16 protein-coding genes and 1 riboswitch are annotated in these 12,573 nt (G+C 36.1%); of the genes, 8 read left to right on the top strand and 8 right to left on the bottom strand.

Features of this window, described 5'->3' with window-relative positions; translation table 11 throughout:
- Positions 1-3 precede the first annotated feature (3 nt).
- Entirely contained in the window at positions 4-354 is a 351-nt protein-coding gene (locus tag RMA94_RS15445; RefSeq protein WP_017385985.1) for a hypothetical protein, read from the bottom strand.
- A gap of 44 nt (positions 355-398) precedes the next feature.
- Positions 399-767 carry a sulfurtransferase complex subunit TusD gene (gene tusD, locus RMA94_RS15440; RefSeq protein WP_002115623.1) on the bottom strand — a complete coding sequence of 123 codons (369 nt, stop codon included), beginning with the start codon at positions 765-767 and terminating at the stop codon, positions 399-401.
- 65 nt (positions 768-832) lie between these two features.
- Between tusD and galE the strand changes: the two genes are divergently transcribed.
- The 3 genes from galE to RMA94_RS15425 all read left to right on the top strand — a co-directional run bounded on the left by galE (position 833) and on the right by RMA94_RS15425 (position 4,155).
- Entirely contained in the window at positions 833-1,840 is a 1,008-nt protein-coding gene (gene galE, locus RMA94_RS15435) for a UDP-glucose 4-epimerase GalE (protein ID WP_014207002.1), read from the top strand.
- 116 nt (positions 1,841-1,956) lie between these two features.
- Positions 1,957-3,351 carry a class II fumarate hydratase gene (gene fumC, locus RMA94_RS15430; protein ID WP_005068873.1) on the top strand — a complete coding sequence of 465 codons (1,395 nt, stop codon included), beginning with the start codon at positions 1,957-1,959 and terminating at the stop codon, positions 3,349-3,351.
- A gap of 357 nt (positions 3,352-3,708) precedes the next feature.
- Positions 3,709-4,155, top strand: a complete 447-nt coding sequence (locus RMA94_RS15425) for a DUF6097 family protein (protein ID WP_311083703.1) — start codon at positions 3,709-3,711, stop codon at positions 4,153-4,155.
- Between the two features lie 165 nt (positions 4,156-4,320).
- On the opposite strand, the gene RMA94_RS15420 is transcribed toward RMA94_RS15425, so the two are convergent.
- Positions 4,321-4,614, bottom strand: a complete 294-nt coding sequence (locus tag RMA94_RS15420; RefSeq protein ID WP_311083702.1) for a hypothetical protein — start codon at positions 4,612-4,614, stop codon at positions 4,321-4,323.
- 173 nt (positions 4,615-4,787) lie between these two features.
- Between RMA94_RS15420 and RMA94_RS15415 the strand changes: the two genes are divergently transcribed.
- Positions 4,788-5,489 carry an alpha/beta hydrolase gene (locus RMA94_RS15415; RefSeq protein WP_311083701.1) on the top strand — a complete coding sequence of 234 codons (702 nt, stop codon included), beginning with the start codon at positions 4,788-4,790 and terminating at the stop codon, positions 5,487-5,489.
- On the opposite strand, the gene RMA94_RS15410 is transcribed toward RMA94_RS15415, so the two are convergent.
- Positions 5,484-5,747, bottom strand: a complete 264-nt coding sequence (locus RMA94_RS15410) for a hypothetical protein (RefSeq protein WP_068530949.1) — start codon at positions 5,745-5,747, stop codon at positions 5,484-5,486. The genes RMA94_RS15415 and RMA94_RS15410 overlap by 6 nt on opposite strands.
- Positions 5,748-5,975: 228 nt before the next feature.
- Between RMA94_RS15410 and RMA94_RS15405 the strand changes: the two genes are divergently transcribed.
- The 3 genes from RMA94_RS15405 (at position 5,976) to RMA94_RS15395 (ending at position 8,812) form a co-directional block, all read left to right on the top strand.
- Positions 5,976-6,419 (top strand): BLUF domain-containing protein, encoded by a 444-nt coding sequence (locus RMA94_RS15405; RefSeq protein WP_005073889.1) that lies wholly within the window; start codon positions 5,976-5,978, stop codon positions 6,417-6,419.
- 242 nt (positions 6,420-6,661) lie between these two features.
- Positions 6,662-7,153, top strand: a complete 492-nt coding sequence (locus RMA94_RS15400) for a hypothetical protein (protein WP_311083700.1) — start codon at positions 6,662-6,664, stop codon at positions 7,151-7,153.
- Positions 7,154-7,302: 149 nt separating this feature from the next.
- Positions 7,303-7,391: riboswitch (glycine riboswitch) on the top strand.
- 176 nt (positions 7,392-7,567) lie between these two features.
- Positions 7,568-8,812 (top strand): D-amino acid dehydrogenase, encoded by a 1,245-nt coding sequence (locus RMA94_RS15395; RefSeq protein WP_017385991.1) that lies wholly within the window; start codon positions 7,568-7,570, stop codon positions 8,810-8,812.
- Positions 8,813-8,856: 44 nt separating this feature from the next.
- Here the strand turns inward: RMA94_RS15395 and RMA94_RS15390 are convergent, their stop codons facing one another.
- On the bottom strand, positions 8,857-9,501 hold the full coding sequence (locus tag RMA94_RS15390) for a hypothetical protein (protein ID WP_016140721.1): 645 nt from the start codon (positions 9,499-9,501) through the stop codon (positions 8,857-8,859).
- Between the two features lie 100 nt (positions 9,502-9,601).
- On the opposite strand from RMA94_RS15390, the gene ispF reads away from it, so the two are divergent.
- Entirely contained in the window at positions 9,602-10,093 is a 492-nt protein-coding gene (gene ispF / locus RMA94_RS15385) for a 2-C-methyl-D-erythritol 2,4-cyclodiphosphate synthase (RefSeq protein WP_002115651.1), read from the top strand.
- Here ispF and RMA94_RS15380 read toward each other — a convergent pair.
- The 3 genes from RMA94_RS15380 to RMA94_RS15370 form a co-directional block, all read right to left on the bottom strand.
- Positions 10,081-10,605 (bottom strand): protein tyrosine phosphatase family protein, encoded by a 525-nt coding sequence (locus tag RMA94_RS15380; RefSeq protein ID WP_141315793.1) that lies wholly within the window; start codon positions 10,603-10,605, stop codon positions 10,081-10,083. The two genes, ispF and RMA94_RS15380, sit on opposite strands and share 13 nt — an antisense overlap.
- Positions 10,606-10,799: 194 nt before the next feature.
- Complete coding sequence (gene argF / locus RMA94_RS15375) at positions 10,800-11,720, bottom strand: ornithine carbamoyltransferase (RefSeq protein WP_311083699.1); 921 nt, start codon at positions 11,718-11,720, stop codon at positions 10,800-10,802.
- Positions 11,721-11,832: 112 nt separating this feature from the next.
- On the bottom strand, positions 11,833-12,486 hold the full coding sequence (locus RMA94_RS15370) for a TetR/AcrR family transcriptional regulator (protein ID WP_033848018.1): 654 nt from the start codon (positions 12,484-12,486) through the stop codon (positions 11,833-11,835).
- Between the last annotated feature and the right edge of the window lie 87 nt (positions 12,487-12,573).

Here is a 12,573-nt window from a genome sequence, read left to right as displayed (position 1 = left end):
TATCTACCAATATAGAACATGATCAAAAGATTGAATAAACTCAGCATTCAACTGAACGAATTCAATTTCTTGTTCGGTTTTTTGTACAAGAGGATGCTGCTGATTTTTACTTTCAATCAGAATAGGGCTCAAGTCGTAGAACTCAAAACTTTCGACCATATTTGAGGCCACTTTGAAAGCCTGACGAAACTGATCAAAGCTCAAATCATTTTGCAAAAGACTAAGAGCAGCATCTTTCAATAATACTTTGACTGGTGAGCCAAAGGTTGCTAAAACCATAGTAGCAGAAAGGCTTTCATTGATTTGAAGACTGGTTAAATTGGCTTGGCTTAAAATGACGAGTACAGATTTCACACAATATACCTTTTAAAAGCAACAATCTAAGCAAACAAAGTAACTTAAAATTGAATAAGACGAGATGCTGACTGTACTGCATCAGCAAGTTCACCTAACCCGACAAGTTCAAAGTCTTTGGCAAGGTTGTGATGAGTAAGGTGATGACGACTGGCATTTTCTGCATCTGTAATACCACGAGCGAGGGCAGCACTCACACAAACAGGAAGACGAATAGCAAGCTTTTGCCATTCATGCGTTAAATTACGCTGGTCGTCAGGAACCCATTGAAAATCATTAGCAACCTGCACGCCATCTTGGTAAAAGAATACACGGAAGTCTTCATTTTTACTTTTGAGTGCCTGAGCAAGTCCTAACGCATGCCAAGCATGAATGGAAGTAGGAGCAGAGGTAATTAGTAGTAATGTACTCATTGAGAATTCACTATGGTCATACGTCTAAATGGGCGTAGATACATTAAGAGAAAGGTAAGTATACAATGATTTTAGTGACAGGTGGTTTAGGCTTTATCGGTTCACACATTGCGTTGAGTCTAATGGCTCAAGGGCAAGAGGTGGTAATCGTCGATAATTTGGCTAATTCAACCTTGCAAACTTTGGAACGGCTAGAGTTTATTTCTGGTATGTACGTTCCATTTGTCAAACTTGATGTACGCAATACACCAGCGCTGAATAAGGTGTTTGAGCAATATTCAATTGATGCAGTTATTCATACTGCCGGATTCAAATCAATTGAAGAATCTAACCTTAAACCTCTTGAATATTATAATGATAATGTTAGTTGTATCATGAGCTTGCTTCGTGCCATGCAACGTACGGGTGTTCGTCACTTTATTCATCTGTCTAGCCTTGCAGCTTATGGGAAATCTGGCTTGCAATTGAGTGAAACAGAAGAATTTAATTATGCTTATCCTAATCCCTACATTAAGTCTCAACAGATGATTGAAGAAATTATCCGTGATACTTATAAAATTGACCATGAGTGGAAAATTGCGATTCTACGATTGTCTAATATCGTAGGTGCATTTGAACATGGGGTACTCGGAGAGTATGTCGCTCAGCTCCCTAAAAATATTGTTCCGCTTGCGATGCAAGTCGCAGCAATGCAACGTGATTTAATTGAATTACAAGATCAAGCTGAAACGTCAGATCATACGACTGAACGTAGTTTTTTACATGTTTTAGATTTATGTGAAGCCGTCATTGCGAGCTTACATTGGCTGCGTGAACAAACGCATTGTTGTGAAGCATTTAATATTGCACATGACCAAGTTCATTCAATTCGTCAATTACTCGATGAAATTTCACAAGTTACTAAAGCTGAAGTTCCTACACAATCAGCAATTTATAAACATGTCGAGTTAGATCAAGTTGGTGCTAATATTGAGAAAGCAAAAACCTTATTGCAATGGACACCGAAGCGCCCATTAAAACAAATGATCGAAGATGAATGGCGCTTCTATCAAAATACTTTAAATGGAAGATAAGATAATGATTCTTATTTACAATACTGGTATGCTTGAGTACGATATTCAAAATTAACTAGCCAGAGCAAACACTTGCTTCAGCCCGTGAGTTCTTTATTGAGATAACCGAGGTTTCTATGCAAACACGAATTGAACATGACACTATGGGTGAGATTGAAGTTCCAAATGAAGCATTGTGGGGGGCACAGACTCAACGCAGCTTACAGAACTTTAAAATCGGGCAAGAACGATTACCCCGTGCCATGATTCGAGCGATGGGTTTGGTAAAAAAGGCTGCTGCAATAACCAATGCTGAACTTGAACAACTACCACAAGATTTGAGTCAATATATTGTGGGTGCTGCTGAAGAGGTCATTGATGGCAAATGGGATTCCCAATTCCCTTTAGTTGTCTGGCAGACGGGTTCTGGTACGCAAAGCAACATGAACTGTAACGAAGTGATTGCCAATATTGCAAACCAGAAATTAGGGCAAGCCTTAGGTGCTCAAAAACCAGTACATCCAAATGATCACGTTAATCGTGCTCAATCAACAAACGACTCCTTTCCAACGGCCATTCACGTGGCAGCAAGTTTGCAAATTAATGAATTACTCATCCCTGCTGTAGAGCAGCTCAAAGCGACTTTGCAAAAAAAGTCAGATGAGTTTCAGGATATTGTTAAAATTGGCCGTACCCATTTGCAAGATGCTACTCCATTAACCTTAGGTCAAGAATTTAGTGGCTATGTATCACAGCTTGAGCATGGATTGGTTCGACTACAACAAGCTTTAAGTGGTTTATATGAGTTGCCATTAGGTGGCACAGCGGTAGGTACAGGATTAAATGCACATCCTGACTATGCAGTAAAAGCAGCAGCTCAGCTTGCATTACTCACAGGTTTACCTTTTGTAACCGCGCCTAATAAATTTGAAGCACTAGCAGGACGGGACGCCGCTGTTTTTGCATCAGGTGCATTGAAAACTTTGGCTGTAAGCTTAAACAAAATTGCGAATGATATTCGTTGGTTGGCAAGTGGACCTCGTTGCGGTTTTGGTGAAATCCGTATTCCAGAAAATGAGCCTGGTTCAAGCATTATGCCTGGGAAAGTAAACCCAACACAAAGTGAAGCAATGACCATGGTTGTTGCGCAAGTGCTTGGAAATGATACGACCATTAACGTGGCAGGTGCTTCAGGTAACTTCGAATTAAACGTCTTTATGCCAGTGATTGCTTATAACTTATTGCAATCTATTCAGTTGCTTGGTGATGCATGTAATAGCTTTAATGATCACTGCGCGGTGGGAATTGAGCCTAATCGCGATAAGATTGATCACTTCTTGCATAATTCTCTGATGCTAGTTACAGCTTTAAATCCAGTAATCGGCTATGAAAATTCTGCAAAAGTTGCAAAGACTGCTTATAAAGAAAATAAAACTTTGAAGCAGGTCGCTGTTGAGCTTGGTTTGGTTACAGCTGAACAATTTGACGAAGTAGTTAAACCTGAAAAGATGGTTTCACCAAATAGTAAGTAATCTATCTAAAAATAAAGATATTTTTAGAATCTCAAACAATAGAAAGGCACTTTGGAACTATTTCGAAAGTGCCTTTTTATTTTAATAATTCGAATACTTAACTCCTATGAAAACTTGGCTTTTGATAATCTTATAGTTCAGGATAAAAATTCAGTCGTTCTCATAGTGTTTAAAAAATTGAGAAACATAGTCAGAGGAAGCTATGTTTAGTAATCTTTGGAACGTTTTCGGCTTCTCGTATTTCTTTTGAATGTTTTGTAACTCAGCTCAATTTATTACTTTTGTGTTAAAAAGTGCTTTTAATCACAAAATTTGCCTTAAAATCCATGGTTTTACTAATTACATTCTGGTTTTTCTATGGGAAATTTAACAATTTTAGGTGAGGCATTAGAAAGTGCAGAAATCTTGAAAAACGTTCAATATCATATTAAAGACAACAGATTACCTATATCATTAAAAGATGATTTGAATAAGCAAATTATTGAAGTTGGAAAATATTTTGGAGAAGATGATTTTGAAAAACTAGAAGTTAAGAAAAATAAAATCAATATATGGACAGGAGTTCTTGCGGTTCCAATATTGATTTATTGTATTGCATTATTCTTAAGTCGATATGTACATAACTTTGGTATCAATATTGATGTAGATGTCTTAAATCATATGTTGTTCGATAATATATTTAAATATATTTGGATTGTCATAATTTATGCAGTCATATTCTTTGGATTGATTGGATACTTTTATATACTTAATAACCAAAGCAAAAAATTAATTGAAAAGAATGTGAATAAACTTCTTAGCTAAATATGTTTAAAATCTTTAAGCATACAATATGCTGTGCATTCGGTTATCTGTATATACAGATAAATCATTAATAAAAGTGTACACGCTAATATTTATATAAAAGCCCTCAAATGAGGGCTCTTTTGGGGTGGAAGGATTTAGCTTGTATCTTGAAATTTGAAAATATCAAAGTAAGCCGTCTATGTATTCCCAACCATGAGATTTCATAGTTTCAAACTTCTTTTTTAGCTCTTCTTTTTCGTACTCATGTATATCGCGTGCTAAAAGAACATGATACGAGTTAGATTCTGGTTCTATAGTCACTTCAATAATCTCTACTGGTTCAATCACTCCACTCTCAGTTAAACCAGAGTCTATAAAACACATTCCTTTTACAGGAATAACAGTACAATCATATTCCTTAGAAATAAAATAATTATTTGCTGAAGCGGAATACGTACGTGATGCTCTAACTTTCATGTGTATCTCCTTCAAGCATAAAAAGGGAATGTTTTAGTCTGGCGTGCTTCCACAGTTATTTCTGTTTAATTTATATAGTGATTTTATTTTTTACTTCAATATTCTAATTATAGATTTTTTATTAGCATAAAATGCTGTTAGCTATAATTTACAAGTAAGGTATTAAAAAACTTATGAATCAAAAGCCACTTTCAGTTGTTTTAATTCCTGGTTATATGCTTGACGAATCTCTGTGGAATGAAGTCATAAATGAGGTGCCTAAAGAGTGGAATATATCTCGAGCTACTTTAAAAGAAGGGCAAACAATAAAAGAGATTGCTCAAAATATTGTTGAAAATGCGCCTGAGAGCTTTGTACTAATTGGATTCTCACTTGGAGGATACATTGCGAGATCTATAGTGGAGCAATTTCCTGAAAAAGTTAAGGCGCTTGTTTTAATAGCCTCTTCATTACGTTCAGATACAGAAGAGCAGAAAAATCAAAAGTTAACCGCAATTAAACTTAATTCTGAGAAAACTTTCCATGGGCTAAGCTCAATATCAATTGAAAAAACACTTCATCCATCAAATGTGCAGAATCGTACTCTTGTAAAAAGAATCCAGGAGATGGGGAAAGCTTTGGGTTATGGAGAGTTCGTAAAACAATCGATGTTAGATAGAAGCTCTTATGATATGAGTAAGATCGCATGTCCAACTTTAATTATTTCTGGTGCTGAGGACCAGCTCCGCTCCAAGGAAGAAGCCATAGAATTATTAGATCAATTGCCACATGCAAAGCTTGAGATAATTAAAAATACGGGCCATATGATTCCGATTGAACAGCCGAAAGCATTGGTTTCAGTGATTTTAACTTGGTTAAGTACTTATCTTTCATGAGGGCCTAACTTTCGTTTTCTTCGTCAGAATCTTGATAATCTTGAAAACTTGATTGCCAAGTTTGATTTTTTGATGAACAGTTGCATGATCAAGCTCATCCCATAACTCAAATGGGAAAAACTCCGAACTATGGTCAAATATCCATAACCATTGATAGCTATTGTTAAGGGTATTCTTATCAAAACGAACATCTTGAACTTTGACAATTTTAAACTGTTTACGATGTTCATCTTGAAGAATAACTTCATGATTCTCCATTAGACATCCACGCATTAAAAACAATTTTCAATTGTACTAAAATTAATAGTGTCTGATTAACTTGTTAAGTTGGCATTAATTTACAAAAGATTTCGGGTTGTTAAAGTTTGTCATTTTCAAAAAGAAAATAATCTTTACTTTTGAAATACAAGGTTTTAATTAGGTTACATTGTAAGAAATATGTGCAAATGTCAGAATGTACAGTGAAATCTATCTTCGAGTATCGCTATGAGTTTAATAGGCTTTATGTATGCAAGTAAAACCAATAGTGAACATAGTCAAATAAAACAAGATTTAATTGATATTCTCACTGAAGCAGTCAAATTCAACTCTCATAATGATATTACAGGAGTACTTTACTATGGTAATGGATACTTCTTACAGTATTTAGAAGGTGAGAAAGAACAAGTTGAATCGCTATTTTATAAATTAATTTTGAAAGATTCGAGACATCAGAACTGTGAAATCATCTTTTCAGAACCATCCGAACAACGTCTATTTAAACATTGGAGTATGAAATTTGCTCCCATTAACACGAAAATAAAAGAATTCTTTCATCATCATCATGTTGATGAGTTTAATCCTTATCTGCTTAACACTACATCTATTCCATCTTTTATTGAATTGCTTGTAGATCAACCAAACCATAAAGTTGATCAATATCAAGGTTAATCAAAATCAGGAATTGCAGTAGATTTTTAATTATCCTATGTAAAATTAAGCTCTCTTCGGAGAGCTTTTTATCACGAAGGTTGAAACTTTCACTAATTAATGGCGAATTGGCGTTGAATAAGCCGTCATAATTGTTAAAATGCCCACCTTGTCCTGTTTTTATATTGTTTTTTGTTTTGCATTTATTTCGCAAAGTTAGAGATAAAATTATTAAAAACAGCTGCTTAGTTAAGGATTTTTGAATGCTCTCTATTTATTTGACAGATACCCAACAACACGTGCAATTTAATGATTATCCTAGTGATCAGCCGGTTAAGTTTCTGTTAAATCTTAAAAAGATTTTCCCAAGTACAGCGGATTTATTATTACCAGTTTTACCTGAAGATAATGATTTAGAAAACGTAACGTGGGAATCAACCTCAAAAGATTTTGAAGTCTTTAAAAAGCTATTAGCGGGATGGGGTGTGATTGAGCTTCGTTTAAATGCAATCACTGCTTATAAAGATAAAAACTTTGCAAATGAGCTAGTGAAACAAGCACAGGTAAAACGTAAGAAAACAGCGCAAAAAAATCATCAGCTTTCTTTAGTTGCTTTGGATTATATTTTTATGCACGAAGTTCATGCATTGATTGATGCTGAGTTGGTCACTATTGGTGAAAAATTCTACTTACCAACCTTGCGTGAGCAATGGAAGGGTATGGTTTCAGACCAAGTGCTCAACGGAAAATTCTAATTTAAGTGCAAAAGGTGAATTTATAAAAATTTACCTTTTTTATTGTTAATTAAATCAATAACTTATATTTTTAAAATTGCTTATACAAAAGTTTACAAGAAAAGAATGCGTTTTTTCTAATGTGGCAGATACATTGCTTATATAAATACAAAATTATTGCGGGAGAGAGGTTCATTAAGAACCCGCCGAAGGAGCAACAAGCCCGGAAACTCTCAGGCAAAAGGACTGTAATAATTAAAAAATCTGGAGAGAAGCTTAGATTTATAAGAATGGAAAACAATAACTTATAAATTATAAACTCACCGAAGGGGAAGATCTAAACGTTAAAAGGTAACGTTGGGGTCGAAACTCTCAGGTACCAATGACAGATGGGCTGTACTGATGAAATGTTCTTGCATTTCTGAGGAGTCTGTTATGCCACATGTTATTGTGATAGGTGCGGGAATCACAGGGGTTACCTCTGCTTATGAATTATCGCAACTGGGTTATCAAGTCACAGTGATTGATCGACATTTATACCCTGCAATGGAAACATCATTTGCCAATGGAGGGCAATTATCGGCTTGTAACGCCGAAGTATGGAACCAAAAAGCCACCGTCATTAAAGGCTTTAAATGGATGAGACAAAAAGATGCTCCTCTATTGTTGAACCCTTCATTTAGTTTGCATAAGTATAGTTGGTTGGTTGAATTTCTATCACATATTAAAAACTATGAAGCAAATACGATTGAGACGGTGCGTTTGGCATTGCTTGCTCGTAAGCGTTTGTTTGAAGTTGCTGAAAAAGAGCAGCTTGAGTTTGATTTGGAGAAACGTGGAATCCTCCATATGTATCACAGTAAGGCTGACTACGAGATTGCTAAACAAGTTAATAACGTATTGAACAAAGGTACATTGGAACGCTATTCGGTTTCACCTGATGAAATGAAAACAATAGAACCATCTTTGACGGGTGACTATTTCGGTGGCTATTACACACCAAGTGATGCGACGGGTGATATTCATAAATATTCAACCTCTTTGGCTGAGAAGACTAAACAATATGGCGTTCAATATAAGTTTGGCCTAGAAGTTATGGATATTAAGTGCAGCGCAGACAAAGTAGTCGTAACTTGTCAGCCAAGTGCTGAGCATCCTTATCTGGTTGAGTCCGATAACATTCAGCTTGAAGGTGATGTACTTGTTGTTTGTGGTGGTGTGGGGAGTTATCAACTTGCCGATATGATTGGTGAGCGAGTAAATGTGTATCCAGTAAAAGGTTATTCAATTACCGTGCAATTAAAAGATGAGCACAGTGTAAACAATGCTCCTTGGGTAAGCTTGCTAGATGAAAGTGCAAAAATTGTGACTTCTCGTTTAGGTAAAGATCGACTGCGTGTGGCAGGGACTGCTGAGTTTAATGGCTATAACCGTGACATACGGGCTGATCGTATTCAACCATTAGTGAATTGGGTTAATCGTAACTTTGATATTTCAACTGAGCATGTGGTGCCTTGGGCAGGGTTAAGACCAATGATGCCGAATATGCTGCCTGTTGTTAAGCAATCTAAACAACCTCGTGTTTTTTATAATACAGGGCATGGGCATTTAGGTTGGACTTTGTCTGCGGCAACCGCAGTTTTAGTCGGTCAGGATATTGCTCAAAAATATCCAGCGTAGAAAGTAAAAAGCCAGTGTTCAAACACTGGCTTTTATTTTAAGCGTTAATCATATAGGCGGTAGATTCCGCTAAAACGTTCACAGCCTTTTTGCTGAGTTTTCACATTAAGTAAAGCTTTTTGAAAATTAAACTGATATTTACAGTTGTGCTCATTGTCTAAAATCTCACTTTTTTGTTCAGGTGAACTATAGGCCATCAATGAGATCGTTTGAGTTTCTTTGCGGTTATTTGGATTGCGGTATGCTATCCCTTCAATCTTAATTTTATCTTTCGCGAGCTGATGGACTTGAATGTGTACAGGCTGAGCTGCTATATGTCCATTTTCAAACTTAAGATAATGCTGGGTAAGCGTTTGCTTAAGTGAAGCATAAAAATTTAAGTCATCAGTACGTAAATCAAACTGTTGTTGAATACATGTATTACTCTTGCATTGCTGAGTATGTTTAGACCATAACTTTTGTGTATCCTGTAAAAGCTGTAAGGGGGCATCAGTAACTAAATATGCAGAAAGATATTTATTATTGAGTTGCTTTCTCGATTCACTAAATGTTTTTGAACAGATTTTAAGCTCAGCTCCAGTATTGGAACAGTCTATTGATTCTGCAAAGACAAGAGGTGAACATAAACAACTCAGTGTCACGACAAAACTTAATCTTTTCAATTGATTCATATCAGTATTAGACAGCATGATCGCTTATACTTTCAGTCTACTTTGCTAGGTGTACTATAGCGAAACAGAAAGGCTGAATACAAGATTTCTTAAGTTTTTATGGAAGGTAATAATTTATATGGTTGCTCAGATTCGTATTGGACAAGGAATGGATGTACATGCCTTTGAAGAGGGGAACTTCGTTACATTGGCGGGTATTCAAATTCCACATACACATGGTTTGAAAGCACATTCTGACGGTGACGTTGTACTTCATGCGCTATGTGATGCTTTATTAGGTGCTTTAGCGCTTGGAGATATTGGACAACATTTTCCTGATACTGACCCAGAATACAAAGGCGCAGATAGCCGAGTATTGTTAAAGCATGTTTATCAATTAATCTTAGACCGTGGTTATCAGTTAAATAATGCCGATATTACGGTGGCTTGCGAGCGTCCAAAATTAGCTAAGCATAATCTTGAAATGCGTCAAAGCATTGCTGATGTTCTAAATGTAGATATTAATCAAATTAGTATTAAAGCAACGACAACCGAAAAACTTGGGTTTACCGGTCGTCAAGAAGGTATTTTGGCTACAGCGACTGTTTTAGTCTCTCATCACACCAAGTGATCGGCCTGCTGCAAAGACTGTTGAAGTTCTAAAGTTGCCTTACGGCCTTGTAGCTGTAAGGTAATACTATGGATGAGTCCAGTCCAAGTCTCATTAGGTTCCCAAATTTCGTGTAATAAATCCTGAGACGTAGGCATATCCATATTCATATAAAACTGTCTATAGACATACATAAGGCAACTTACGCGTTTATTTTTGGCGCAATGTATCCAAACAATTTCATTTTGCACTAAATGATCAATCAAATCTAAAACTAATAAGCACTGCTCAGCAGAAGGTATCTCCCAATCAATTGGAATATGAATATAATTTAAACCAAGGTCTAAACAAATACGATCTTCATTTTCAAGGTGATTTGAAGCATTAGTTAAAGCAAGGTTAATGACTGTGCTACAACCAAACTCTTTAATCAATTTTAGTTGTTCAGCAGAAGGCTGGGCCGAGCTAAATAAATGTTCATGAATAATCGAAAATGCGGGAATTTGAGATAATGATTGTTCAAGGGTTGTCATGATCGCACTCTACAAGAGTAGGCTTAGCTTATTGTGTAGAATGTTATACACGATTCTAGAGAATAGTTGAAATACAGCCTGCTTATATATTCGGCAACGTTATCAAATTTTTAAAAATAATTAACTGGAAGAGTACAAGTCTTATAAAATAAAAAAACAGCATCATTAAGATGCTGTTTTTTTGAACTCAACATTTAAGCTTTTTTTAGATTTTCATTCAATAAAAATTCGACTAAAGCTTTTTGAGCATGGAGACGGTTTTCTGCTTCATCCCATACGACTGCATTTTTATAATCGAGCATGGTTTCAGAAATTTCTTCGCCGCGATGAGCAGGTAAGCAGTGCATGAATAAACAATCTGGGTGAGCAAGGCTCATTAATTTTTCGTCAACCTGGAAATCAGCAAAGGCTTTTTCACGAAGTTTTTGCTCTTCTTCTTGGCCCATGCTTGCCCATACATCAGTCACAATAAGGTCAGCATTTACTGCTGCATCTTCTGCATTATCATAAAGCTCAACGCAATGACCAAACTCGGCTAAAAATTCAGGTTTAGGTTCATATCCTTTTGGCGATGCAATTTTGAGTTTGAAACCCATCATGTGTGCAGCTTCAATATATGAATTACACATATTATTACCATCACCAATCCAAGCAACGGTTTTGCCTTCAATGCTGCCGCGGTGTTCAATATAAGTTTGTAAGTCAGCAAGTAACTGGCATGGATGATGATCATCAGTTAAGCCGTTAATTACAGGAACTTTTGAATAAGATGCAAAGCGTTCAACAATGTCATGACCAAAAGTACGAATCATCACAATATCAAGCATACTTGAAATTACACGTGCAGAATCTTCGATTGGTTCACCACGGCCTAATTGTGTGTCACGAGGCGATAAAAAAATCGCACTACCGCCAAATTGGTTAATACCTGCTTCAAAAGAGATACGTGTACGCGTACTTGATTTCTCAAAAATCATTCCCAATACTTTACCGACAAAAGGCTGGTAGACCTTATTGTCATGTTGCATTTTTTTAAGTTCGCTTGCGCGTTCTAAAATGCGATTAAGTTCTAGAGTGGATAGATCACGTAAAGTCAGGAAATGTCTTAGAGCCATGTAGCTACTCCATAATAATTGTTTTGAAATATAACAATTATCTGTTGTTGGCTGGGTGGATGTGGGAAAAAAGAAGTCTACTATACTATAAGCATTTTAAAATGCAAAAGAATTAGACTTTATGATGGCCTTTTAAAAAAATATCCACACAATATTCAATGTAATCAAGAGCTTCTTTCTCATCTGGCAAAGCTGGCATACCCATAATCATACGCCATTCAATGTCGCGCAAAATCCCAAAATACATCAGTGAAGAATAATAAGGAGAAGGACATGTGATTTCTCCTGATTTGTCTGCAAACTCTAATGCTTGAGTAAGCGTATTCTGTAAATTGTGTACCCATTTGTCATATAGGTATTGTATGAGGACAGTATTACATTCAGTTTGTTCGATAATAAGTCGTAAAAACGCAACATGCTCTGGTTGAATGATGTGAATATAAACCCGATTGAGGGTTTGAATTAGGTATTCTCTTAAAGTGCTTTTTTCGGGTTGAAATGCAATACAAACATCTTTAAAAAACATTTCACGTTTATAATCACAAATAGCAGTAAAAAGACCTTCTTTGTTGCCAAAATACTTATAAATTGACGCCTTAGAACCGCCTGCATGGTTGACAATATCATCAAGAGATACTGCATCATATCCTTTCTCTAGAAACAGCTCGGTCGCGCTTAACAATAGGGCTAAACGACGTTCAATACCGCGGCGTGTTTGAGGTTTCTCACATGCAAGGTGATGTGAATCCAGGACTGAATCATGCATAAAATTTAATAACAACAACTGACTTTGCTTATCTAGTATAGCAAAACTATCTTTAGTGATGGTTATAACCATTTTTTTAGATCATAT

Source organism: Acinetobacter sp. V115_6, assembly GCF_031799025.1.
GTDB classification, from domain to species: domain Bacteria; phylum Pseudomonadota; class Gammaproteobacteria; order Pseudomonadales; family Moraxellaceae; genus Acinetobacter; species Acinetobacter pittii.
The sequence above is the reverse complement of the archived record's forward strand: the minus strand, read 5'-3'. Positions and strand labels throughout refer to the sequence as shown.

Bases quoted from the DNA above. Each gene is read 5' to 3' on its own strand.
- fumC (WP_005068873.1), top strand. From the start codon at position 1,957: ATGCAAACACGAATTGAACATGACACTATGGGTGAGATTGAAGTTCCA.
- RMA94_RS15380 (WP_141315793.1), bottom strand. From the start codon at position 10,605: ATGACAACCCTTGAACAATCATTATCTCAAATTCCCGCATTTTCGATT.
- RMA94_RS15390 (WP_016140721.1), bottom strand. From the start codon at position 9,501: ATGCTGTCTAATACTGATATGAATCAATTGAAAAGATTAAGTTTTGTC.
- RMA94_RS15400 (WP_311083700.1), top strand. From the start codon at position 6,662: ATGCTCTCTATTTATTTGACAGATACCCAACAACACGTGCAATTTAAT.
- RMA94_RS15425 (WP_311083703.1), top strand. From the start codon at position 3,709: ATGGGAAATTTAACAATTTTAGGTGAGGCATTAGAAAGTGCAGAAATC.
- argF (WP_311083699.1), bottom strand. From the start codon at position 11,720: ATGGCTCTAAGACATTTCCTGACTTTACGTGATCTATCCACTCTAGAA.
- tusD (WP_002115623.1), bottom strand. From the start codon at position 767: ATGAGTACATTACTACTAATTACCTCTGCTCCTACTTCCATTCATGCT.
- RMA94_RS15395 (WP_017385991.1), top strand. From the start codon at position 7,568: ATGCCACATGTTATTGTGATAGGTGCGGGAATCACAGGGGTTACCTCT.
- RMA94_RS15370 (WP_033848018.1), bottom strand. From the start codon at position 12,486: ATGCATGATTCAGTCCTGGATTCACATCACCTTGCATGTGAGAAACCT.
- RMA94_RS15405 (WP_005073889.1), top strand. From the start codon at position 5,976: ATGAGTTTAATAGGCTTTATGTATGCAAGTAAAACCAATAGTGAACAT.
- RMA94_RS15410 (WP_068530949.1), bottom strand. From the start codon at position 5,747: ATGGAGAATCATGAAGTTATTCTTCAAGATGAACATCGTAAACAGTTT.
- galE (WP_014207002.1), top strand. From the start codon at position 833: ATGATTTTAGTGACAGGTGGTTTAGGCTTTATCGGTTCACACATTGCG.
- RMA94_RS15420 (WP_311083702.1), bottom strand. From the start codon at position 4,614: ATGAAAGTTAGAGCATCACGTACGTATTCCGCTTCAGCAAATAATTAT.
- RMA94_RS15415 (WP_311083701.1), top strand. From the start codon at position 4,788: ATGAATCAAAAGCCACTTTCAGTTGTTTTAATTCCTGGTTATATGCTT.
- ispF (WP_002115651.1), top strand. From the start codon at position 9,602: ATGGTTGCTCAGATTCGTATTGGACAAGGAATGGATGTACATGCCTTT.